This is a genomic window from Streptomyces sp. NPDC090119, from assembly GCF_044747085.1.
In the GTDB taxonomy this organism is placed as follows: domain Bacteria; phylum Actinomycetota; class Actinomycetes; order Streptomycetales; family Streptomycetaceae; genus Streptomyces.
In genome coordinates this window covers 775,653-797,867 of sequence record NZ_JBIVDK010000002.1, presented here as the reverse complement: position 1 = coordinate 797,867, position 22,215 = coordinate 775,653, and the positions used below count along the sequence as shown (strand labels likewise).

Sequence of the window (22,215 nt, the reverse complement as noted above, 5' to 3'; positions counted from 1 at the left end):
GCGAGGAGAGACATGTCCGAGACCGCGACCACGTCGGGCAAGACCCCGGTGGACTTCTGGTTCGACCCGCTCTGCCCCTGGGCCTGGATGACCTCCCGCTGGGTGCTGGAGGTGGAGAAGGTCCGTGACATCGAGGTGCGCTGGCACATCATGAGCCTCGCCGTCCTCAACGAGCCCCGGATCGACGAGCTGCCCGAGGAGTACCGGGAGATGCTCGCCACCAAGGCGTGGCAGCCGGTCCGGGTGGTCACCGCCGCCTGGCAGAAGCACGGCGCGGACGTCCTCGGCCCGCTGTACACCGCGCTCGGCACCCGTATCCACAACGAGGGCGAGGGCCCGACCCGCGAGGCCGTCGAGGGCGCGCTCGCCGAGGTCGGCCTGCCCGCCGACCTGATCGACTACTTCGACCAGACCGACTTCGAGTTCGACGCCGAGCTGCGCGCCTCCCACAAGGAGGGCATCGAGAAGGTCGGCCAGGACGTGGGCACCCCGGTCATCGCGGTCCCCGGCCCGGACGGCGAGCAGATCGCCTTCTTCGGCCCCGTGGTCACCCCGGCCCCCAAGGGCGAGGCCGCGGCCCGACTGTGGGACGGCACCGTCGCGGTCGCCTCGGTGCCGGGCTTCTACGAGCTGAAGCGCAGCCGCACGGTCGGCCCGGACTTCAGCAACCTTTAGCCAATACAGGAAGAAGCCCCCCGCGAGTCACGTCCTCGCGGGGGGCTTCCCTCATCCGCCCGCCGGTGAAGGTTGAGAAGACGATCACGAGGCGGGAGCCTTGTTGCAAGTAACTTGCAACTACACGCTAGCAACAAAACCCGCTCGCGGGTACGGGATGACACGAAGGCCCCCACGTGCGCACGTGGGGGCCTTCGGCGAAGGTCGGGGTCAGCGCCGGGCGCGCGCCCGCTGCCGGACGTACCCGGCCGCCGCCAGGGCCAGCGTCAGGCCGCCCGTGGAGTACAGCTGTACGCGCGTGTCGGGCTGCTCGGCCATCAGGACCAGGATCACCACCATGCCCAGCAGCGCGGCCCAGGTCAGCCACGGGAACGCCCACATCCGCACGGCGGGCGGCGCCTCACCGGCCCGCTCGGCACGGCGGCGCAGCAGCAGCTGGGAGACGCCGACGAAGATCCAGACGACCAGGATGACCGCGCCGATCATGTTCAGCAGCCACATGAACACGTCGTCCGGACGCCAGTAGCTCAGCAGCACACAGCCGAAGCCGAAGACGGACGACACCAGGACAGCGATCCGGGGCACCCCGCCGGACACCTTCGCCAGCACCTTCGGGCCCAGGCCCCGCTGGACCAGGGAGTGCAGCATGCGCGAGGAGCCGTAGATGTTGGCGTTCATCGCGGAGAGCAGCGCGGCCAGCACCACGACGTCCATCACCCGGCCCGCGCCGGGGATGCCGAGGGTGTCCAGGGCGGCGACGTACGGGCCGCGCTCCACGACCTCCTTCGAGTCCCACGGGACCAGGGTGACCACGACCGCCATCGAGCCGATGTAGAACAGCGCGATCCGCCACATCGTGGTGCGCACCGCGCTCGCCACGCCCCGCACCGGGTCCTCGGACTCGGCGGCCGCGATGGTGACCGTCTCCAGCCCGCCGTACGCGAACACCGACGCGAGCAGGCCGAGGACCAGGCCCTGGCTGCCGTTGGGCAGGAGGTCGGTGAGGTTCGAGGTGCCGGGGGAGTGGGTGCCGGGCAGTACGCCCGCGATGGCCAGCACACCGAGCAGCAGGAACGCGCAGATCGCGGCGACCTTCAGGGCGGCGAACCAGAACTCGAACTCGCCGAAGTTCTTCACCGCGGTCAGGTTCGCGCCGCAGAAGATCAGCATGAACAGCGCGACCCAGGCCCACTGCGGGGTCCCCGGCAGCCAGCCGCTGACGATCTTCCCGGCGCCGATGCCCTCCAGGCCGACCACCGTGCACTGCATGACCCAGAACGACCAGCCGACGGTGAACCCGGCCCACGGCCCGATCGCCCGCTCGGCGTGCGCGGAGAACGAGCCCGACGACGGGTACGCCGACGACAGCTCGCCCAGCATCCGCATCACCAGCAGGACCAGCAGGCCGGAGAGGGTGTAGGCGACCACGATGGACGGGCCCGCGGCGGCGATACCGGCGCCGGAGCCGACGAAGAGGCCCGCGCCGATCACACCGCCCAGGGCGATCATGGACAGGTGGCGCTGTTTGAGGCCGGAGGAGAGCGGGACGCCCTGCTGCTGCTCCTGCGGCGCTTGCGTGGTGGTGCTGGGCATCGGCGCGGCTCGTCCAGTGCGGTAGGTGGGTAAAAACTCCCCCAGTCTGGGCGAAGTCGGCCGCCGAGTACGGGATGTGTCCGGTATGCGGACGTATCGCTTACGGAATGCTTACGTCCGTTCACCGCGCGGCAGGGCGCTCGGTGACCGGTATCACGCCGCTTCCGGTGTAAGCCGCATCCTTTGTGCGAAGCCCACCAAGCCGCTGTTCACGCCTTTGTCGAGCACAGACGGTGATCGGTGCGTGCGGGCCGGTATAGCGTCCAGATGTTGTCACCTGTCCCTGTCCACACACCCGCGGAGTCCCCATGAGCACCGCCAGCGTCACCGCCCGGCCCGGCGCCGTCCTCGCCGACCTCCTTCCCTCCTCGCGCGTGCGCGACGCCGCCCTCGTGCTCGGCGGCGCGGCGCTCACCGGTCTCGCGGCCCAGATCGCGGTGCCGGTGCCCGGCTCCCCGGTGCCGGTGACGGGACAGACCTTCGCCGCACTGCTGGTCGGCTCGGCGCTCGGCGCCCGCCGCGGTGTCGCCGCCCTCGCGGTGTACGCCGCCGCGGGCCTCGCCGGGGTGCCGTGGTTCGCCCAGGGCGGCTCCGGCCTCTCGGTCTCCTTCGGCTACGTCCTCGGCATGCTGCTCGCCGCCGCGGCCGTCGGCGCCCTGGCCCGCCGCGGCGCGGACCGCTCGCCGCTGCGCATGGCCGGGACGATGCTCCTGGGCGAGGCCATCATCTACGCCGTCGGCGTCCCCTACCTGGCCCTCGCCGCCGACATGTCCGCCACGACGGCCATCGCGGCGGGCCTCACCCCCTTCCTCATCGGCGACGCCCTGAAGGCCGCCCTGGCGATGGGCGTCCTGCCCACGGCGTGGAAGCTGACGAACAAGAGCTGACCCCCCCCACACCAAAGAGCCCCAGGACCACGGTGGTCCTGGGGCTCTTTCATGCTCACGTCACGTCCGTGCGAAAGTGATCCACCGAGCGATCTCGGCGCACCGGGCGGCCGGGCGTCGTCCCGAGGGGGGCATGTCGTGCTTGGTTCCGATGTGATGCCGGTGGGGGCGTGGTGGGGGCTGGCCGCCATGGCGGTGGTCGTCCATCTGGGGGTGTACGTGCCGTGGATGCCGACACCGGGGACGAGGACGCAGGCGCTGCTCGCTCCCGTGGTCCTCGCCGTGATGGCCGCGGGCTTCCACGTGGGTGAAGGCCATGCCGTCTCCGGGTGCCTGGGCGCATACGTCGGGGCGATGCTCTCCATGACGCTGTGCGTCGCCGGCCGGCAGAAGGACGTGGCGCGATGGGCCGTGGCCAAAGAGGCGGGTGTCCCGGAAGCCGATCTGCCGCACATACCCGCGAGCGTGCCGATGAGGCTGATCCTCCTGGCACCGCTCCTCACCGGCGCGGGACTCGTGCTCGGCGGCTGACCGGACGACGCGGGTGACGGGAGACGAAAGGAGGGGGGAGGGAGCCCGGCCGGGCTCCCTCCCCCCTCACGCTGTCGTGGTGCCGAAGGCTAGGCCGCCGGGACCTTCTCCGGGTCCTCCGTGGCCGGGAGCTCCGACCGGCCCTTCTTCGCCGTGATCGACTGCTTGACGAAGGCGATGATCAGGACGACCGCCGCCACCATCAGGGACAGCAGGACCGTCTCGCGGCCGTCGTGCTCCGTGTCGGTCAGCATGTAGCCGAGGACGAAGACGATCATCGCGGCCGTGGCCCAGGTGAGGTACGGGTACAGCCACATCTTCACGACGAGCTTCTCCGGCGCCTCCCGCTGGATGATCTTCCGCATCCGCAGCTGCGAGAAGCAGATGACCAGCCACACGAAGAGCGCGACCGCACCGCTGGAGTTCACCAGGAACAGGAAGACCGAGTCCGGGAACTTGTAGTTGAAGAACACCGCGACGAAGCCGAACAGCACCGAGGCCAGGATGGCCGCCATCGGCACACCGCGGGAGTTGGTCTTGGCGAACGCCTTGGGCGCGTCACCCCGCTGACCGAGCGAGAACGCCATGCGGGACGCGGTGTACAGACCCGAGTTCAGGCAGGACAGCACCGAGGTCAGCACGATGAAGTTCATGATCTGACCGGCGTGCGCGATACCGAGGGAGTTCAGCGCGGCGACGTAGGAACCGTCGGTCTTGATCGACGGGTCGTTCCACGGCAGCAGCGAGACCACGACGAGGATCGAGCCCAGGTAGAAGACCGCGATGCGCCAGATGATGCTGTTGGTCGACTTGGTGACCGCGCGCTGCGGGTTCTCCGACTCACCGGCCGCCAGCGTGGCGATCTCGGAGCCCATGAAGGAGAAGACGACCAGCAGTACACCGGTGAGGATCGCGCCCGGACCGTGCGGCAGGAAGCCGCCGTGGGCGGTGAGGTTGGACAGGCCCGCCTTGTCGGTGTGGGCACCCGGCAGCACACCGAAGATCGCGAGCGCGCCGACGACGATGAACGCGCCGATCGCCACGACCTTGATCCCGGCGAACCAGAACTCGAACTCACCGTAGGAGCCGACGGAGACCAGGTTGGTGGCCGTGAGCACCAGCATCACGATCAGCGCCCAGCCCCATTGCGGGACGGCCGGTATCCAGCCCTCCAGGATCTTCGCGCCGGCCGTCGCCTCGACGGCGAGCACCACGACCCAGAAGAACCAGTACAGCCAGCCGATGGAGAAACCGGCCCAGCGGCCCAGCGCACGGTCGGCGTGCGCGGAGAAGGAGCCGGAGGTCGGGTTCGCCGCGGACATCTCGCCCAGCATCCGCATCACGAGGACGACGAGCGTGCCCACGAGGGCGTAGGACAGCAGGATGCCGGGGCCCGCCGTGGCGATACCCGTACTGGAGCCGACGAAGAGGCCGGCGCCGATCACACCACCGATGGCGATCATCGACAGGTGGCGGTTCTTGAGACCTGCTTGCAGCCCGGAACCTTGGGACATGGGCGGAATTCCTTTGCGCCAGGTGGAGCGGTTCCCGTACGGACGGCGAAGCAGTCGTACGTCGTCGTACGGGCCCTCGTACGAGCGGTGTACGAGGCGGTCCAGTGAATCTGAGGGGAACGAATTCGGGAACCTCTGAATCCGGATTGTTACTTGAGGTTCCCTTGAGGTTCTATGGTCTGCCTCACATATCCCCTGTCGAACCCGGAGCTGCTGCCCGCAATCAGGCGTGACACACTCGGTGCATGCGCGTGTATCTCGGCTCCGACCATGCGGGCTACGAACTCAAGAACCACCTCGTCGAGTGGCTGAAGGCGGCGGGGCACGAGCCCGTCGACTGCGGGCCGCACATCTACGACGCCCAGGACGACTACCCGCCCTTCTGCCTGCGGGCGGCTGAGCGCACGGTGGCCGACCCCGGCTCCCTCGGCATCGTCATCGGCGGTTCCGGCAACGGCGAGCAGATCGCCGCCAACAAGGTGAAGGGGGTGCGCGCCGTCCTCGCCTGGAGCGAGGCCACCGCCGCGCTCGGCCGCGAGCACAACGACGCCAACGTCATCGCCGTCGGCGCCCGGCAGCACACCGAGGACGAGGCGACCAAGTTCGTCGAGATCTTCCTGAACACCCCGTTCACCGGCGAGGAGCGCCACGTCCGCCGCATCGACATGCTCGCGGACTACGAGAACACCGGCGACCTCCCGCCCGTCCCGGCGCACCACCCCCAGCAGTAGCACCGCGCCGCCCCCGCCGCCGACCCGCGGCGGGGGCCCGCGCCCCCAGGAAGGACGCCCGGCCTTGCCAGAAGGGCACACGATCCACCGGCTGGCGCGGGACTACGCCGAGCGCTTCCGCGGCACCACCCCGCTGGTCACCAGCCCCCAGGGCAAGTTCGCCGACGCCGCCGAGCTGCTGGACGGCGCCGAGCTGACCACCACCGACGCCCACGGCAAGCACCTCTTCCTCGGCTTCCGCGACAGCGACTGGGTCCACATCCACCTCGGCCTCTTCGGCAAGGTCGCCTTCGGCCCGGCTCCCGCGCCCCCGCCGACCGACACCGTCCGGCTCCGCCTCGCGAACGACACCTCCTACGTCGACCTGCGCGGCCCCACCACCTGCGCGCTGATCACCGACGCCGAGAAGCGTGCCGTCCACGACCGCCTCGGCCCGGACCCGCTGCGCCCCGACGCCGACCCGGCCGCCGCCTACCGGCGGATCAGCCGCAGCCGCACCTCCGTCGCCGCGCTGCTGATGGACCAGAAGACCATCGCCGGGGTCGGCAACGTCTACCGCGCCGAGGTCCTCTTCCGGCACGGCATCGACCCCTACCGCACCGGCCGCGACCTCACCCCGGCCGAGTGGGACGCGATCTGGGCCGACCTCGTGGCGCTGATGCGCGACGGCGTCCGCGACAACCGCATCGACACCGTCCGCCCCGAACACACCCCCGAGGCGATGGGCCGCCCGCCCCGCGTCGACGACCACGGCGGCGAGGTCTACGTCTACCGTCGCGCCACCCTGCCCTGCCACATCTGCGGCACCGAGATCCGCACCGCCGACCTCGCCGCCCGCAACCTCTTCTGGTGCCCCGCCTGCCAACTCGGCTGACCCGTGCGCCCCATGCGCATCCGTGAACCGGGCGTGCGCCCCGTTCCGTCGTGCCAGGCCCGCGGCCCGACGCCGAACAGGGCGGGGAATTTCCGCCGGGTGGCAGCGCGACGGCCGTTCGTGCCGTTCACTGTGTAGTCGGACCGCGTGGTCGTGACGCGGGGCCGGAACGCGAACCGGAGCCTCGCACGGGGGACAAGTGGGACCTCCCGTGCCATGCGGCCGGTTGGATGGATAGGGTCCCGAACTGATGGCAGCAGGACGAGAACGGCGCGCGAAGGCCGAGACGTTCACGGCCCGGTGGAAGATGCAGTGGCACCGGGTCCGCGTCGCGCTGCGCAGAAGCGCCGTGGACTACTTCCGCGGCGACGGCCCCGACTGGATCGCCCTGGTCGGCCTGCTCCTCACCATTCCCGCCCTCATGGCCCTCACACTGGCCAACTCCGTCTGGATCTCCCCGGCCACGCTCGTCATCCCGATCGTCGCGGGCGGACTGGTACTGCGCCCGGCCAGCCTCCTCGGCCTGTACGCCACGGCCGCCGCCGCCCTCATCGTGGAATCGGTGCAACTCGGCCCGTACACCGAGGGACCGTCCCGGGTCACCCCCGGCATCGTGCTGGTCGTCGCCGCCTGCGGCCTCTTCGGGCTGCTGACCGCGCAGTTCCGCAGCCGGGTCGGCGTGCCCTGGCGGCGCGGCGGCACCATGCTCTTCGACCTGCGCGAACGCATCCGGGCCCAGAGCGAGCTGCCCAAGCTGCCCCGGGGCTGGCACCAGGAGATGGCGCTGCGTCCGGCGGGCGGCCAGTCCTTCTCCGGTGACTTCGTCGTCGCCGCCCGCACCAACAACGGCCGCACCCTGGAGGTCGTCCTCACCGACGTCTCCGGCAAGGGCATGGACGCCGGTTCCCGCGCCCTGCTGCTGTCCGGCGCCTTCGGCGGCCTGATCGGCTCACTGCCCCCGCACTCCTTCCTGCCCGCCGCCAACGGCTACCTGCTCCGCCAGGACTGGGACGAGGGCTTCGCCACCTCCATCCACCTGGTGCTCGACCTCGACTCCGGCGACTACGAGCTGTACTCCGCGGGCCACCCGCCCGGCCTCCAGCTCAGCGCGGGCACCGGCCGCTGGGAGGAGACGGCCGCCGAGGGACCGCTGCTCGGGGTGTACGACGGCGCCCAGTTCGACTCCAAGAAGGGCACCCTGCGGCCCGGCGACGTCCTGATGCTCTTCACCGACGGCCTGGTGGAAGCCTCCGACCGGGACATCGCCGAGGGCATCGACCGCCTCACCGGCGAGGCGGACCGCTATGTCGCGGGCGGCTTCCACGGCGCCGCCTGGCACCTCATCGAGGCCGTCGCCAAGGACGTCAACGACGACCGCGCCCTGCTGCTGATCTGCCGCGAGGCATCCGCGCCCGTCCGCTGAACTCCCGGTGCGAGACTGGCCCGATGACACCGCTCACGCTCGCCCAGGTCGAGGACCTCGCCCGCCGCGCCCACGCCGGACAGACCGACAAGGCGGGCCGCCCCTACACCGAACACCTCGCCGCCGTCGCCGAGGGCGTCCGGGCCCGCGGCGGTGACGAGGAACAGATCGCGGCGGCCTGGCTGCACGACGCCGTCGAGGACGACGCGCTCACCGAGGAGTGGCTGGCCGGTGCCGCGCTCACCGAACGCACCAAGGCCATCGTGCTCGCCCTCACCAAGCGGGCCGGAGAGGCGCCCGAGGAGTACGCGCGCCGCATCCTCGCCACCCCGGGTGCCCCCCTGGTCAAGCACTCCGACCTCGCGCACAACGCCGACCCGGCCCGCCTCGCGGTGCTGGACGAGCCCACCCGTACGCGACTGGCCGGGAAGTACGCACGGATGCGCGCGCTTCTCGGCCAGTCGGAACAGGAATGAGGGGAGGCGCTACACGCTCGCCTTCTCCCGCACGGGCTGCCTCCTCGGCTCCTCATGCTGACGCTCCCGCGCCTGCTGGGCGGGGTCCTGCTTGAACGCCCACTCCAACTTCGGCTCCATCACGAAGCGGAACACCCGGCGTACCGGAGCCGTGCACAGCACCGTGACGACCGCGACCGCGAAGGACGTCACCAGGATCGCGCCGAGCGGGCTGTGCAGCCAGTGCGCGTCATACCAGCCGTGCCAGCGGGTGTACTTGAGGACGAAGCCGTGCAGCAGATAGCCGCAGATCGTGCCCGTGCCCAGCGAGGTGAACCACATCCGGCGCCCCGGCACCCAGGCCAGGAAGCAGGCCGTCAGGACCACCGAGCAGGCGAACAGGGCCAGCGCCATCAACGGCCCGTACCACCACGGGGCGCCCATCTCCTGGGCGGCGTCACGGCGGTAGAACCAGCCGAAGTTCAGGTGGGGCACCACCAGCCAGGCGAAGGCCAGCGCACCCGCGAAGACCGGCACCGAGGCGATCCGCATGGCGCGGGTGCGCACCCGCCGGAAGTGCTCCGGCTTCAGGCACAGCCCCAGCACGAAGCAGGGCAGGAACTGCAACAGCCGCTGGAAGTCCAGGTCGTTGCTGATCGCGGGGGAGACGGTGGCCAGCATGGCGATGCCGAGGGCCAGCGGCAGCGGCCAACGCACGACCTTCCACAGCGGGGTGGTCAGCCGCCACACGAACAGCGCCGCCAGGAACCAGCACAGGAAGTACGGGTCGAGCAGGGTGACCCCCGTCTCGGAGTCCTCGCCGAAGTGGTCGCGGAAGAGGGAGTAGACCGTCTCGAAGACGACGTACGGCACGGCGACACCGGTGATCAGCCGCTTCAGCCGGTCCGGCCGCATGTCGAAACTGCGCGAGAAGTAGCCGGAGATGATGATGAACGCCGGCATGTGGAAGGTGTAGACGAAGATGTAGAGCGCCCGGAGTATCCGGCTGTCGGAGTACAGCGCCTCCCACGAGTGCCCCATCGCCACCAGCACGATCGCCAGGTACTTCGCGTTGTCGAAGAACGAGTCGCGCTTCCCGGCGGATCTCTCCGGCACCGGCTGGGGAGCCGGGAGCGGGCGCGCGCGGGTCTGGCCGGGGGACGGGGAGGCGTCGAACATCTCAGGCACCCTAGCCTCGCGTGTGTGAGTCCGTAAAACCATCCAGGTCATTCACGTTTATCGGCTTCGGATACCCCGGAAAGCGCACAACTTGCCGATGCGATCAGGGTGATGGCGAGCACAATAGGGCGGGATCTTTGTTGCTGGATGTCCCGATTAATCCAGCCTAATTAGGTCATGGTCGACCGGTCGCCGCGCAATTCGAATTACCTGCCCCGCCGATGTGTGGGTATGGAAATGATGTTGGGCAATTACCGTCGCCGACACCCCTGGTGGGGCCCGGTGTCGGCGGCCGGGCCGGGCCTCGCGACGGGACGGTTGGCCGACGATGTGTCACGAGCCGCATACAGAGGGCTGGTTGGTGGCACGATGGTTCTGGCGGAGGTGTGCTGCACGGTGCCTCCAGGCCGGGAGAGCGAACCGACCGAGGGTGTGATCAGTTGTGGCCATTTCACTGTCCGTCGTGCTGCTGTTGGCGATCATCCTGGTGGTGTTGATGCGAGGAGGGAACATCAAGGCGGGCCCGGCCATCGTGGCCATCCTCTTCGGTTTCTTCCTCGCCTCCACCGGGATGGCGCCCTCCATCAGCCGCTTCCTCAACTCGATAGCGGAGATGGTCAACTCGATCAGCTTCTGAGGGGGGGCGAAGCGCCCCCGGAAACGGCTCAGGGGCCCGGCACCGCCGAAGCGGTTGCCGGGCCCCTGAACCATGAAGAGCGGGCGACGGGAATCGAACCCGCGTAGCTAGTTTGGAAGACTAGGGCTCTACCATTGAGCTACGCCCGCGAGGAGCGCACCGCGCGTCGATGACCGCGGTACGTGGAGCATCGTAGCGGGTACCTCGGCGCGGAGGCCAACCTGACGTGCCACGGAGCACCCGCGGCACGTCACCGGAGTGCCGCGCGCGACGCGGAGACGCGCCCGTCCGGGGCATGTACCCTACGACTCGCACCAGACGGGGTGTGGCGCAGCTTGGTAGCGCGTCCGCTTTGGGAGCGGAAGGCCGTGGGTTCAAATCCCGCCACCCCGACCACTTGGCCCACGGTGTCGTGAAGATCGCCTTTTGGGGCGCTGACCGGCTGCGGTTACTATGCAGGTTGCGCGCCCGTGTGTCCGGCCTCATGGCCTGCTACTCCTCCGGGCGGCTATCCGCCGGGACCGTCTGGCTCCGGCAGAACCCCAGAAGTCAGCCACAAGGAGACCGAACCGTGAAGAGCGCCGTGGAGACCCTGAACCCGACTCGGGTTCGGCTCACTGTCGAGGTGCCCTTCGAGGAGCTCAAGGACAGCCTCGACGCGGCGTACCAGAAGATCAACCAGCAGGTCACGGTGAAGGGCTTCCGCAAGGGCAAGATCCCGGCCCGCGTCATCGACCAGCGGTTCGGTCGTGGTGCGGTGCTCGAGGAGGCTGTCAACGACGCGCTCCCGAAGTTCTACACCGAGGCGGTCAACGAGGCCGAGCTGACCCCGCTGGGCCAGCCCGAGGTCGACATCACCGAGCTGAAGGACGGCGAGACGCTGAACTTCACCGCCGAGGTCGACATCCGCCCGACCCTGGAGATCCCGGACTACTCCGGCATCGAGGTCGAGGTCGACGCCATCGAGGTCAGCGACGAGGACGTCGAGAAGTCGGTCGAGCAGCTCCGTGAGCGCTTCGCCTCCACCTCCCCGGTCGAGCGTGCCGCCGAGGACGGCGACGTCATCACGATCGACCTCGAGGCCAAGGTCGACGGCGAGGTCCTGGAGGACGGCGTCGCGAGCGGCGTCTCCTACACCATCGGCTCCGGCGAGCTGCTCGACGGCATCGACGACGCCGTCAAGGGCCTGTCCGCCGGCGAGGAGGGCACCTTCACCTCCGAGCTGAAGGGTGGCTCCGCCGCGGGCCGCGAGGCCGAGGTCACCGTCAAGGTCACCCAGGTCGCCGCCCGCGAACTGCCCGCGCTGGACGACGACTTCGCGCAGCTCGCGTCCGAGTTCGACACCCTGGACGAGCTGAAGGCCGACAGCACCAAGCGCCTGGCCAACATGAAGCAGTACGACCAGGCCACCCAGGCCCAGGAGCGCGTGCTCGACAAGCTCCTGGAGCTGGTCGAGGTCCCCGTCCCCGAGAAGCTCCTCGAGGACGAGGTCAACACCCGCAAGCACAACCTGGAGCACCACCAGCTCGGCCAGATGGGCCTGACCCTCGACAAGTACCTGGAGATCCAGGGCAAGACCGCCGAGGAGTTCGACACCGAGACCCGCGAGGCCGCGGTCAAGGGCATCAAGACCCAGTTCGTCCTCGACGAGCTGGTGAAGAAGGAGAACCTCGGCGTCAACCAGGAGGAGCTCACCGAGCACCTCATGCGCCGCGCCGCCTCCTCCGGCATGTCCCCCGACCAGTTCGCCCAGGCCGTCGTCGAGGGCGGTCAGGTTCCGCTGCTCGTCGGCGAGGTCGCCCGCGGCAAGGCCCTGGCCGTCGTCGTCGAGGCCGCCACGGTCAAGGACACCAACGGCGAGATCGTCGACCTGGACGACGAGGACGAGGAGACCGAGGAGACCACCGAGGTCACCGAGGTCACCGAGACCACCGACGAGAAGACCGAGGGCTGACCCCGAGGTACGTCGACCTGACAGCAGGCCCCCGGGAGCGAGTCTCCCGGGGGCCTGTCGCATCACCACACAGCACTACGCCCCCGGCGAACACCTGCTTCCACGGGATTCACCCGGGGGAGCAGAGCGTTAGGGTCCATGAATACGAGGGGCAGGGGAGCCCACCCGAGCCCCCCGCGAAGCCCCGGCAGGACAATGCAGGACGACGTGAGACGGCCCGGCGCCGTCGTAAGACGAGCAGGTGGATACGTGACGAATCTGATGCCTACCGCCGCCGGCGAGCCCTCCATCGGTGGTGGCCTCGGTGACCAGGTCTACAACCGGCTGCTGGGCGAGCGGATCATCTTCCTCGGCCAGCAGGTCGACGACGACATCGCCAACAAGATCACCGCACAGCTGCTCCTCCTCGCGGCCGACCCCGAGAAGGACATCTACCTCTACATCAACAGCCCCGGCGGCTCGGTGACGGCCGGCATGGCGATCTACGACACCATGCAGTACATCCCGAACGACGTGGTCACGATCGCGATGGGCATGGCGGCCTCGATGGGCCAGTTCCTGCTCACCGGCGGCGCGGCCGGCAAGCGCTTCGCGCTGCCGCACGCGGACATCATGATGCACCAGGGCTCCGCGGGCCTCGGCGGTACGGTCTCGGACATCAAGATCCAGGCCGAGTACCTGCTGCGCACCAAGAAGCGGATGTCCGAGCTGACCGCCCAGCACTCCGGCCAGACCGTGGAAGCGATCATCCGAGACGGCGACCGCGACCGCTGGTTCACCCCGGAAGAGGCCAAGGAGTACGGTCTCATCGACGAGATCATCACGCACGCCTCGGGTGTTCCGGGAGGCGGCGGCACCGGCGCCTGACCGGCCCGGCAACGCCACGCGACGACGCCACCGACAGCTCCCAGAACGCCACCAGGACGGTGAACACCCCATGAGCAACTTCTCCGGCGCCAGCGGCATGTACGAGGGCCCGCGCCCCGACAGCCGTTACATCATCCCGCGCTTCGTCGAGCGCACCTCCCAGGGCGTCCGCGAGTACGACCCGTACGCGAAGCTCTTCGAGGAGCGCGTGATCTTCCTGGGCGTCCAGATCGACGACGCCTCGGCCAACGACGTCATGGCGCAGCTGCTGTGCCTGGAGTCGATGGACCCCGACCGGGACATCTCGATCTACATCAACAGCCCCGGCGGTGACATGACGGCCCTGACGGCCATCTACGACACCATGCAGTTCGTGAAGCCGGACATCCAGACGGTGTGCATGGGCCAGGCGGCCTCGGCCGCGGCCATCCTGCTCGCCGCCGGTACCCCCGGCAAGCGCATGGCGCTGCCGAACTCGCGGGTGCTGATCCACCAGCCGGCGGGCTCCACGGGGCGCGGTCAGCTCTCCGACCTGGAGATCATCGCCAAGGAGTTCACCCGGATGCGTGAGCAGCTGGAGGACATGCTGGCCACGCACACCAACCGGCCGATCGAGAAGATCCGCGAGGACATCGAGCGCGACAAGATCCTCACGGCCGAGGAGGCGCTGGAGTACGGCCTCGTCGACCAGATCATCTCCACCCGCAAGATGAACAACGAATCGGTCCGCTGACCGCGGTTGCGCACGTCCGGGCCTTCTTGGCAGGGTGCACGTCAAAGTGAACCCTGCCAAGGGGGGCCCGAACACGGTGCCCGGCAAGGTACCGTCGACATAAGGCAGCACCAGGAGCCGCTGGATCTTCAGTGACCAGTCGTCTCCCAGGCGAAGGGGAAGCACACCGTGGCACGCATCGGTGACGGCGGCGATCTGCTCAAGTGCTCGTTCTGCGGCAAGAGCCAGAAGCAGGTCAAGAAGCTCATCGCAGGTCCCGGTGTGTACATCTGCGACGAATGCATCGATCTCTGCAACGAGATCATCGAGGAAGAGCTGGCCGAGACCAGCGAGGTGCGCTGGGAGGAACTCCCCAAGCCCCGCGAGATCTACGAGTTCCTCGAGAGCTACGTGGTCGGTCAGGAACCGGCCAAGAAGGCCCTCTCCGTCGCGGTGTACAACCACTACAAGCGCGTCCAGGCCGGTGAGAACGGCGGCGGCCAAGGCCGCGAGGACGCCATCGAGTTGGCGAAGTCCAACATCCTCCTGCTCGGCCCCACGGGCTCCGGCAAGACCCTGCTGGCCCAGACCCTGGCCCGCATGCTCAACGTCCCGTTCGCCATCGCGGACGCCACCGCGCTGACCGAGGCGGGGTATGTCGGCGAGGACGTCGAGAACATCCTGCTGAAGCTCATCCAGGCCGCCGACTACGACGTCAAGAAGGCCGAGACGGGCATCATCTACATCGACGAGATCGACAAGGTCGCCCGCAAGAGCGAGAACCCGTCGATCACCCGCGATGTCAGCGGCGAGGGCGTCCAGCAGGCGCTGCTGAAGATCCTGGAGGGCACCACCGCCTCGGTGCCGCCGCAGGGCGGACGCAAGCACCCGCACCAGGAGTTCATCCAGATCGACACGACGAACGTGCTGTTCATCGTGGGCGGCGCCTTCGCCGGACTGGAGAAGATCATCGAGGCGCGGGCGGGCGCGAAGGGCATCGGCTTCGGCGCCACCATCCGCTCCAAGCGCGAGCTGGCGGCCAAGGACATCTTCGAGGACATCATGCCCGAGGACCTGGTGAAGTTCGGGATGATCCCCGAGTTCATCGGCCGTCTCCCGGTCATCACCTCGGTGCACAACCTCGACCGCGAGGCCCTGCTGAAGATCCTCGTCGAGCCGCGCAACGCCCTGGTCAAGCAGTACCAGCGGCTCTTCGAACTCGACGGTGTGGAGCTGGACTTCGAGCGCGAGGCGCTGGAGGCCATCGCGGACCAGGCCATCCTCCGCCAGACCGGCGCGCGCGGTCTGCGCGCCATCATGGAGGAGGTCCTGATGTCGGTGATGTACGAGGTGCCGTCCCGCAAGGACGTGGCCCGCGTCGTCATCACGGCCGACGTCGTCCACTCCAACGTCAACCCGACGCTGATCCCGCGGGACTCCCGAGGGCGCGGCCAGGGCGAGCAGAAGACCGCGTAACCCCCGCAGCACGAAGAAGGGCCCCGGCCGACCGGCCGGGGCCCTTCCTCATGTGCGCGCGGTCACGCCTTGACGCGCACCGCCGAACGGAACTTGGCGGTCAGCTCCGCGTCCTGCGCCGGGTCGCTGGTGCGACCCGCCGCCAGGGTGGCGATGTCCATCGGCATCACGAAACCGACGGTGCTGTGGTCGCCCCACACGCACAGGGAGAACGTCATCTCCTTGGGCACGCCCTCACCGCTGCCCGACGTATCGCCCTTCGCCTGCTGGCACTTGAGGACCGCGTCCCCGAGCGCCTCCGGCTCGTACGGCTTCGGCTCGCCGATCAGCTCGTACTTGTGCTCGGCGTCCTTGGCGCTCTGGTCCTTCATGTAGGCGAACATCTCGTCGACCGTCTTCTCCGGGTCGGCGATCGTGCCGTACACCCCGCCGAACTCGATGACCTTCTTGCTCAGCGGGTTGTCGACGTTCCCGGCCGCGTACTCGGCGCTGACGTCCTTCGGCTTCTCGACGCCCCAGTTCTCGGCGTCCTTCAGGTCGTCCTGGGTCATCGCGCCGTTGGCGCTCTTGCCCTTCTTGTACTCCGAGAGCACCGTCGAGGGCGCGGTCAGCTTGTGCGGGCCGTCGTCGGCGATGTCGCCGCCACCGCTGCCACTGGTCAGGAAGTAGACGCCCACCGCCACGGCGGCGACCACGGCCACCGCGCCGATGATCAGCCCGTTCCGCTTGGAGTTGTTGCGACCCTGCACCGGGGGCTGCGGAGCGCCGTAGGGGGCCTGCTGCGGCTGCCCGTACGGGGGCTGCTGCCCGTAGGGGGGCTGCTGGGGCTGGGCGTAGGGGCCCGGCTGCTGGGGGACGCCCTGCTGCTGCGGGTACCCGTAGGGGGCCTGCGGCGGGGCCGGGGGGCCGGGCGGGGGCGGCGGGGACTGCGGGTAGCCGTAGCCCGGCTGCGGCGCCTGCGGGGGCTGACCGTACGGTCCGGGTGCCCCGTAGGGGCCGGGCTGGGCCGGGGGCTGCTGCCCGTAGGGGCCGGGCTGACCAGCCTGACCGTAAGGACCCGGCTGCGGGGGCTGCCCGCCGTACGGGCCCGGCTGGTTGCTGCTCATGGCTGGGTTCCCCTCCAGATGTTCAGGTGTTGCCGCCATCCTTGCCCAGCGGCGGGGGAGGGGTGGCACCGGGGGCCGCACCGTTACAGAACAAACGCGTTTCGGGAGCACCCCGTGGCACCCCTAAACTGACCCCCGTGACCGAGAACGCTCAGCAGCAGCCATCAGCGCCCGAGACCGAACTGCCGACCCAGTACGCGCCGGCCGACGTAGAGGGGCCGCTGTACGAGCGCTGGGTGGAGCGGGGCTACTTCGAGGCCGACGAGAAGAGCGACAAGCCGCCCTTCACCGTCGTCATCCCCCCGCCCAACGTCACCGGCAGCCTCCACCTGGGCCACGCCTTCGAGCACACCATCATCGACGCCCTGACCCGCCGCAAGCGCATGCAGGGCTACGAGACGCTGTGGCAGCCGGGCATGGACCACGCCGGCATCGCCACCCAGAACGTCGTCGAGCGCGAGCTGGGCAAGGAGGGCAAGTCCCGCCACGACCTGGGCCGTGAGGCGTTCGTCGACCGCGTCTGGCAGTGGAAGGGCGAGTCCGGCGGCCAGATCTCCGGCCAGATGCGCCGCCTCGGCGACGGCGTCGCCTGGTCCCGCGAGCGCTTCACCATGGACGAGGGCCTGTCCCAGGCCGTCCAGACCATCTTCAAGCGGCTCTACGACGACGAGCTGATCTACCGCGCCGAGCGCATCATCAACTGGTGCCCGCGCTGCCTCACCGCGATCTCCGACATCGAGGTCGAGTACCAGGACGACGACGGCGAGCTCGTCTCCATGAAGTACGGCGACGGGGACGAGACCATCGTCGTCGCCACCACCCGCGCCGAGACGATGCTCGGTGACACCGCCGTCGCCGTCCACCCCGGGGACGAGCGGTACCGGCACCTCATCGGCAAGCTGATCCGGCTCCCGCTGACCGACCGCTCCATCCCGGTCGTCGCCGACGAGCACGTCGACCCCGAGTTCGGCACCGGCGCCGTCAAGGTGACCCCGGCGCACGACCCGAACGACTTCGAGATCGGCCAGCGGCACGACCTGCCGTCCATCACCGTCATGGACGAGCACGCCGTCATCACCACCCCCGGCCCCTTCCAGGGCCTGGACCGCCTGGAGGCCCGCTCCGCCATCGTCGCCGCACTGCGCGCCGAGGGCCGGATCGTCGCCGAGAAGCGGCCCTACGTCCACTCGGTCGGCCACTGCTCGCGCTGCAAGACCACCATCGAGCCGCGCCTGTCCATGCAGTGGTGGGTCAAGGTCGGCCCGCTCGCCAAGGCCGCCGGTGACGCGGTCCGCGACGGCAAGGTCAAGATCCACCCGCAGGAGATGGAGAAGCGGTACTTCGACTGGGTCGACAACCTGCACGACTGGTGCATCTCGCGCCAGCTCTGGTGGGGCCACCGCATCCCGGTCTGGTACGGCCCGGACGGCGAGGTCGTCTGCGTCGGCCCCGACGAGCAGCCGCCCACCGGCGACGGCTGGCACCAGGACACCGACGTCCTCGACACCTGGTTCTCCTCCGGCCTGTGGCCCTTCTCCACCCTGGGCTGGCCCGAGCAGACCGAGTCGCTCGCGAAGTTCTACCCGAACTCCGTCCTGGTCACCGGCTACGACATCCTCTTCTTCTGGGTCGCCCGGATGATGATGTTCGGCCTCTACGCGATGGACGGCACCCCGCCGTTCCACACCATCGCCCTGCACGGCATGGTCCGCGACCAGTTCGGCAAGAAGATGTCGAAGTCCTTCGGCAACGCGGTCAACCCGCTGGACTGGATGGACAAGTACGGCTCCGACGCGCTCCGCTTCACCCTCGCGCGCGGTGCCAACCCCGGCGTCGACGTGCCGATCGGCGAGGACTGGGTCCAGGGCTCGCGGAACTTCGCCAACAAGATCTGGAACGCGACCCGGTTCGCCATGATGAACGGCGCGACGATCGAGGGCCCGCTGCCGGACGCCTCGCGCATGTCGGCGTCCGACCGCTGGATTCTCTCCCGCCTCAACTCGGTCGTGGCCGAGGTCGACGCGCACTACGAGGACTACCAGTTCGCCAAGCTCTCCGACGCCCTCTTCCACTTCGCGTGGGACGAGGTCTTCGACTGGTACGTCGAGCTGTCCAAGACCACGTTCCAGGCGGGCGGGGAGGCGGCCGAGGTCTCCAAGCGGGTCCTGGGCGAGGTTCTCGACGTCACGCTGAAGCTGCTGCACCCGGTGGTCCCGTTCGTCACGGAGACCCTGTGGACGACGCTGACCGGTGGCGAGTCGCTGGTCATCGCCGAGTGGCCGAAGGCTGTGTCCGTTCCTGGCGCCGACGCACCGGGCGGCTTCCGGGACGCGGCCGCCGAGCGGGAGATCGAGTCCCTCCAGTCGGTCATCACCGAGGTCCGCCGCTTCCGCGCCGACCAGGGCCTCCAGCCGGGCCAGCGGGTGCCCGCGCGGCTCACGCTGGACGGTACGGCCCTCGCTCCCCACGAGGCCGCGATCCGCCAGCTCCTCCGCCTCCAGCCGGAGGGCGACTCCTTCACTGCCACGGCCACCCTGCCGGTCGCCGGTGCCGAGGTCGCGCTCGACCTCTCCGGCACGATCGACATCGCGGCGGAGCGCAAGCGCCTCGCGAAGGACCTCGCGGCCGCGGAGAAGGAGAAGGCCGCCGCCACGGCCAAGCTCGGCAACGAGGCGTTCCTCGCGAAGGCCCCGGACGCGGTCGTCGACAAGATCCGCGCCCGCCTGACCAAGTCCGAGGAAGACATCCTCCGCCTCCAGTCCCAGCTGGACCGCTTGCCGCAGGCGTGAGCGACCCCAGGCAGCCCCCGGCGCTTTCCACGAGCACCGGGGGCTGTCGTCTGCCCGCGGCGCCGCGGTGGTGCCGCTGCGCCCACCCGTGCCGCCCTGCGGCACGACTGCCCGCAGCTGGGTGGGTGGTGTGGGCACCACGAGGTGGCCGCCCGATCCAGCGCGGCTCGGCTGCACCCACCTAGGGGCGCGGGGAACTGCGCGAGTGGCCACGACGGCGCCGCGGCCGAACACGGCAGACGCCCGGCGCCGGACCACCACGCGCAAGACAGCACCCCCTCCGTAGACTGGGCGATGTGAGCGACTCGCCCGGTAATAACGACACGCCCGACCCCCTCGCCGACTTCGACGACATCGTCGCCGAGGAGACCGACCGCGACCCCGACCTCGCCGTGATCGAGGCGGGCAGCCGCACCCTGCGTACCCAGGGCGGCCCGCCGGAGGCCGACGTACCGGCCCGGCCCGAGGACCCCGAGGTGGACGCCGCCCTGCGCGCGGTGGAGACCGAGCTGGCCACCCGCTGGGGCGAGACCAAGCTGGAGCCCTCCGTCACCCGGATCGCCGCCCTGATGGACGTACTGGGCGACCCCCAGCGCACGTACCCCTCCATCCACATCACCGGCACCAACGGCAAGACCTCCACCGCCCGCATGATCGAGGCCCTGCTCGGCGCCTTCGAGCTGCGCACCGGCCGCTACACCAGCCCCCACGTGCAGTCGGTGACCGAGCGCATCAGCCTGGACGGCGCCCCGATCAGCGCCGAGCGGTTCATCGAGACGTACGAGGACGTCAAGCCGTACATCGGGATGGTCGACACCGCCCAGGAGCACCGCCTCTCCTTCTTCGAGGTGCTGACCGGCATGGCGTACGCCGCGTTCGCGGACGCGCCCGTGGACGTCGCCGTCGTCGAGGTCGGCATGGGCGGCAGCTGGGACGCGACCAACGTGATCGACGGTGATGTCGCCGTGGTCATGCCCATCTCGCTGGACCACACCGACCGCCTGGGCGAGACGCCCGAGCAGATCGCCACCGAGAAGTCCGGCATCATCAAGCCGGACTCGACCGTGATCATGGCGCAGCAGCCGGTGGACGCGGCGCAGGTGCTGCTGAAGAAGGCCGTCGAGGAGAACGCCACCGTGGCCCGCGAGGGCATGGAGTTCGGCGTGGTGGACCGCCAGGTCGCCGTCGGCGGCCAGCTGCTCACCCTGCGCGGGCTGGGCGGCGAGTACCCCGAGGTCTACCTCCCGCTGCACGGCGCCCACCAAGCGCACAACGCGGCCGTCGCCCTCGCCGCCGTCGAGGCGTTCTTCGGCGTGGGTGCCGAGCGCGCCGAGCCGCTGGACATCGACACCGTGCGCAAGGCGTTCGCGGCCGTCTCCTCGCCGGGCCGCCTGGAGATCGTCCGGCGTTCGCCGACCGTCGTGCTGGACGCGGCGCACAACCCGGCGGGTGCCGAGGCGACCGCCGAGGCGGTGCGGGAGTCGTTCGACTTCAGCAGGCTGATCGGCGTGGTCGGCGCCAGCGCGGACAAGAATGTGCGCGGGGTGCTGGAGGCGTTCGAGCCGATCTTCGCGGAGGTCGTCGTCACGCAGAACTCCAGCCATCGCGCGATGGACGCGGACGAGCTGGCCGGTATCGCTGTCGAGGTGTTCGGCGAGGACCGCGTCCAGGTCGAGCCCCGGCTGCCGGAGGCGCTGGAGGCCGCGATCACCCTGGCCGAGGAGGAGGGCGAGTTCTCCGGTGGCGGCGTCCTGGTCACCGGCTCGGTCATCACGGTGGGCGAGGCCCGCCTGCTGCTTCGGAAGAGCTGAGGTAAACCGCTCGTGCGTACGCTCTGTTCCTCGACGCTGATCGGCGAGTTCTTCGTCATCGGGTTCGCCGGTCTGGTCGCCATGAAGGACCCCTCGCTGGGCATGTCCACGGTGTGGTGGGTCTGCGGGGTCGCCATGGTGCTGTCCGTGCTGCTGTGCGGCATGGTGTCCCGGCCGGGCGGCGTCGTCCTCGGCTGGGCGCTGCAGATCGCGCTGATCGCGTCCGGCTTCTTCGTGCCGATGATGTACTTCATGGGCGCGGTGTTCGCGGCCCTGTGGTGGGCGTCGGTGCACTACGGCCGCAAGGTCGACGAGGCCAAGGCCCGCTTCGCGGCGGCCGCTGCCGCCGGGTCCTCCCCTAAGGCTGACGCTGCGTGACGAGGGTGCGGACACGCCCTGTAACCTCGTGCCACCGCACGTCAGTCGTAAGGAGCCTTCCGTGACCCAGCGCACCCTCGTCCTGCTCAAGCCCGACGCCGTCCGTCGTGGTCTGATCGGCGAGATCATCGGCCGTATCGAGCGCAAGGCCGACTGGCGGATCGCCGCGCTGGAGCTGCGCGAGCTGGACCGGGGCACGCTGGAGCAGCACTACGGCGAGCACGAGGGCAAGCCTTTCTACGAGCCGCTGGTGCAGTTCATGTCCTCCGGCCCCGTCGTCGCCATGATCGTCGAGGGTGAGCGGGTCATCGAGGGTGTGCGGCAGCTCGCCGGGCCGACCGACCCGATCGCCGCGGCTCCCGGCTCCATCCGCGGCGACTTCGGTGTCATCGTGCGCGAGAACCTGATCCACGCCTCGGACTCGGAGGAGTCCGCCGAGCGCGAGGTGAAGATTTTCTTTCCGGGTCGTGACTGACCGGTGCGGTGCGGGCCCGTCCGGGCCACGCCGTAAGGAGTTTTAGGGAATTTTTTCTGAGGGGCCGTCAGCCTTCTTGGATATCCCGCCCCCGGGCGGCCGTACCATTTCGGCCGTCCCTCGGCATATGCGTTGCCGATCGGGGGAA

The 22,215-nt window shown here is 69.6% G+C and carries 20 protein-coding genes and 2 tRNA genes; 17 read left to right on the top strand and 5 right to left on the bottom strand.

Annotation, left to right across the window (positions count from 1 at the left end; translation table 11 throughout):
* The first annotated feature begins 12 nt into the window (after positions 1–12).
* Positions 13–675: a DsbA family protein gene (locus ACIPPM_RS11025; RefSeq protein ID WP_401445706.1), complete on the top strand. Its 663-nt coding sequence runs from the start codon at positions 13–15 to the stop codon at positions 673–675.
* A gap of 210 nt (positions 676–885) precedes the next feature.
* Here the strand turns inward: ACIPPM_RS11025 and ACIPPM_RS11020 are convergent, their stop codons facing one another.
* Complete coding sequence (locus ACIPPM_RS11020; RefSeq protein WP_401445704.1) at positions 886–2,268, bottom strand: amino acid permease; 1,383 nt, start codon at positions 2,266–2,268, stop codon at positions 886–888.
* A 308-nt stretch (positions 2,269–2,576) separates the two neighbouring features.
* Between ACIPPM_RS11020 and ACIPPM_RS11015 the strand changes: the two genes are divergently transcribed.
* Both ACIPPM_RS11015 and ACIPPM_RS11010 read left to right on the top strand, forming a co-directional pair.
* On the top strand, positions 2,577–3,155 hold the full coding sequence (locus ACIPPM_RS11015; protein WP_401445701.1) for a biotin transporter BioY: 579 nt from the start codon (positions 2,577–2,579) through the stop codon (positions 3,153–3,155).
* A gap of 138 nt (positions 3,156–3,293) precedes the next feature.
* Entirely contained in the window at positions 3,294–3,686 is a 393-nt protein-coding gene (locus tag ACIPPM_RS11010) for a hypothetical protein (protein WP_401445699.1), read from the top strand.
* 89 nt (positions 3,687–3,775) lie between these two features.
* On the opposite strand, the gene ACIPPM_RS11005 is transcribed toward ACIPPM_RS11010, so the two are convergent.
* Positions 3,776–5,200, bottom strand: coding sequence for an amino acid permease (locus ACIPPM_RS11005; protein ID WP_401445696.1), 1,425 nt, complete (start codon positions 5,198–5,200; stop codon positions 3,776–3,778).
* A gap of 245 nt (positions 5,201–5,445) precedes the next feature.
* On the opposite strand from ACIPPM_RS11005, the gene ACIPPM_RS11000 reads away from it, so the two are divergent.
* From ACIPPM_RS11000 to ACIPPM_RS10985, 4 genes are all read left to right on the top strand, one after another.
* Positions 5,446–5,931 carry a ribose-5-phosphate isomerase gene (locus tag ACIPPM_RS11000; protein WP_401445694.1) on the top strand — a complete coding sequence of 162 codons (486 nt, stop codon included), beginning with the start codon at positions 5,446–5,448 and terminating at the stop codon, positions 5,929–5,931.
* Between the two features lie 64 nt (positions 5,932–5,995).
* Positions 5,996–6,805 carry an Fpg/Nei family DNA glycosylase gene (locus tag ACIPPM_RS10995; RefSeq protein ID WP_401445692.1) on the top strand — a complete coding sequence of 270 codons (810 nt, stop codon included), beginning with the start codon at positions 5,996–5,998 and terminating at the stop codon, positions 6,803–6,805.
* A gap of 250 nt (positions 6,806–7,055) precedes the next feature.
* Positions 7,056–8,228, top strand: a complete 1,173-nt coding sequence (locus tag ACIPPM_RS10990) for a PP2C family protein-serine/threonine phosphatase (protein ID WP_401445689.1) — start codon at positions 7,056–7,058, stop codon at positions 8,226–8,228.
* A gap of 23 nt (positions 8,229–8,251) precedes the next feature.
* Positions 8,252–8,704, top strand: a complete 453-nt coding sequence (locus tag ACIPPM_RS10985) for an HD domain-containing protein (protein ID WP_401445686.1) — start codon at positions 8,252–8,254, stop codon at positions 8,702–8,704.
* 9 nt (positions 8,705–8,713) lie between these two features.
* Here the strand turns inward: ACIPPM_RS10985 and ACIPPM_RS10980 are convergent, their stop codons facing one another.
* A complete protein-coding gene (locus ACIPPM_RS10980; RefSeq protein ID WP_401445684.1) occupies positions 8,714–9,862 on the bottom strand; it encodes an acyltransferase family protein in 1,149 nt (382 codons plus the stop codon).
* A gap of 442 nt (positions 9,863–10,304) precedes the next feature.
* Between ACIPPM_RS10980 and ACIPPM_RS10975 the strand changes: the two genes are divergently transcribed.
* Positions 10,305–10,499 (top strand): hypothetical protein, encoded by a 195-nt coding sequence (locus ACIPPM_RS10975; RefSeq protein WP_030814126.1) that lies wholly within the window; start codon positions 10,305–10,307, stop codon positions 10,497–10,499.
* A gap of 78 nt (positions 10,500–10,577) precedes the next feature.
* Here ACIPPM_RS10975 and ACIPPM_RS10970 read toward each other — a convergent pair.
* Positions 10,578–10,648: transfer RNA gene (locus ACIPPM_RS10970), tRNA-Gly, on the bottom strand.
* 170 nt (positions 10,649–10,818) lie between these two features.
* On the opposite strand from ACIPPM_RS10970, the gene ACIPPM_RS10965 reads away from it, so the two are divergent.
* From ACIPPM_RS10965 to clpX, 5 genes are all read left to right on the top strand, one after another.
* Positions 10,819–10,895 (top strand) — tRNA-Pro (locus ACIPPM_RS10965).
* A gap of 175 nt (positions 10,896–11,070) precedes the next feature.
* Positions 11,071–12,453, top strand: a complete 1,383-nt coding sequence (tig, locus tag ACIPPM_RS10960; RefSeq protein ID WP_401445681.1) for a trigger factor — start codon at positions 11,071–11,073, stop codon at positions 12,451–12,453.
* Between the two features lie 261 nt (positions 12,454–12,714).
* A complete protein-coding gene (locus ACIPPM_RS10955; RefSeq protein WP_031182283.1) occupies positions 12,715–13,320 on the top strand; it encodes an ATP-dependent Clp protease proteolytic subunit in 606 nt (201 codons plus the stop codon).
* A gap of 70 nt (positions 13,321–13,390) precedes the next feature.
* Positions 13,391–14,053, top strand: coding sequence for an ATP-dependent Clp protease proteolytic subunit (locus ACIPPM_RS10950; protein WP_393598637.1), 663 nt, complete (start codon positions 13,391–13,393; stop codon positions 14,051–14,053).
* 168 nt (positions 14,054–14,221) lie between these two features.
* Positions 14,222–15,508 (top strand): ATP-dependent Clp protease ATP-binding subunit ClpX, encoded by a 1,287-nt coding sequence (clpX, locus tag ACIPPM_RS10945; RefSeq protein ID WP_384366724.1) that lies wholly within the window; start codon positions 14,222–14,224, stop codon positions 15,506–15,508.
* Positions 15,509–15,570: 62 nt separating this feature from the next.
* Here the strand turns inward: clpX and ACIPPM_RS10940 are convergent, their stop codons facing one another.
* Positions 15,571–16,614, bottom strand: a complete 1,044-nt coding sequence (locus tag ACIPPM_RS10940) for a hypothetical protein (protein WP_401445678.1) — start codon at positions 16,612–16,614, stop codon at positions 15,571–15,573.
* 137 nt (positions 16,615–16,751) lie between these two features.
* On the opposite strand from ACIPPM_RS10940, the gene ACIPPM_RS10935 reads away from it, so the two are divergent.
* The 4 genes from ACIPPM_RS10935 to ndk all read left to right on the top strand — a co-directional run bounded on the left by ACIPPM_RS10935 (position 16,752) and on the right by ndk (position 22,067).
* Positions 16,752–19,403 (top strand): valine--tRNA ligase, encoded by a 2,652-nt coding sequence (locus ACIPPM_RS10935; protein ID WP_401445672.1) that lies wholly within the window; start codon positions 16,752–16,754, stop codon positions 19,401–19,403.
* Positions 19,404–19,699: 296 nt separating this feature from the next.
* Positions 19,700–21,214 carry a bifunctional folylpolyglutamate synthase/dihydrofolate synthase gene (locus ACIPPM_RS10930; protein ID WP_401445670.1) on the top strand — a complete coding sequence of 505 codons (1,515 nt, stop codon included), beginning with the start codon at positions 19,700–19,702 and terminating at the stop codon, positions 21,212–21,214.
* Positions 21,215–21,226: 12 nt separating this feature from the next.
* Positions 21,227–21,592, top strand: coding sequence for a DUF4233 domain-containing protein (locus tag ACIPPM_RS10925; protein WP_401445667.1), 366 nt, complete (start codon positions 21,227–21,229; stop codon positions 21,590–21,592).
* A gap of 61 nt (positions 21,593–21,653) precedes the next feature.
* Positions 21,654–22,067, top strand: coding sequence for a nucleoside-diphosphate kinase (ndk, locus tag ACIPPM_RS10920; protein WP_030814145.1), 414 nt, complete (start codon positions 21,654–21,656; stop codon positions 22,065–22,067).
* Positions 22,068–22,215: the final 148 nt, after the last annotated feature.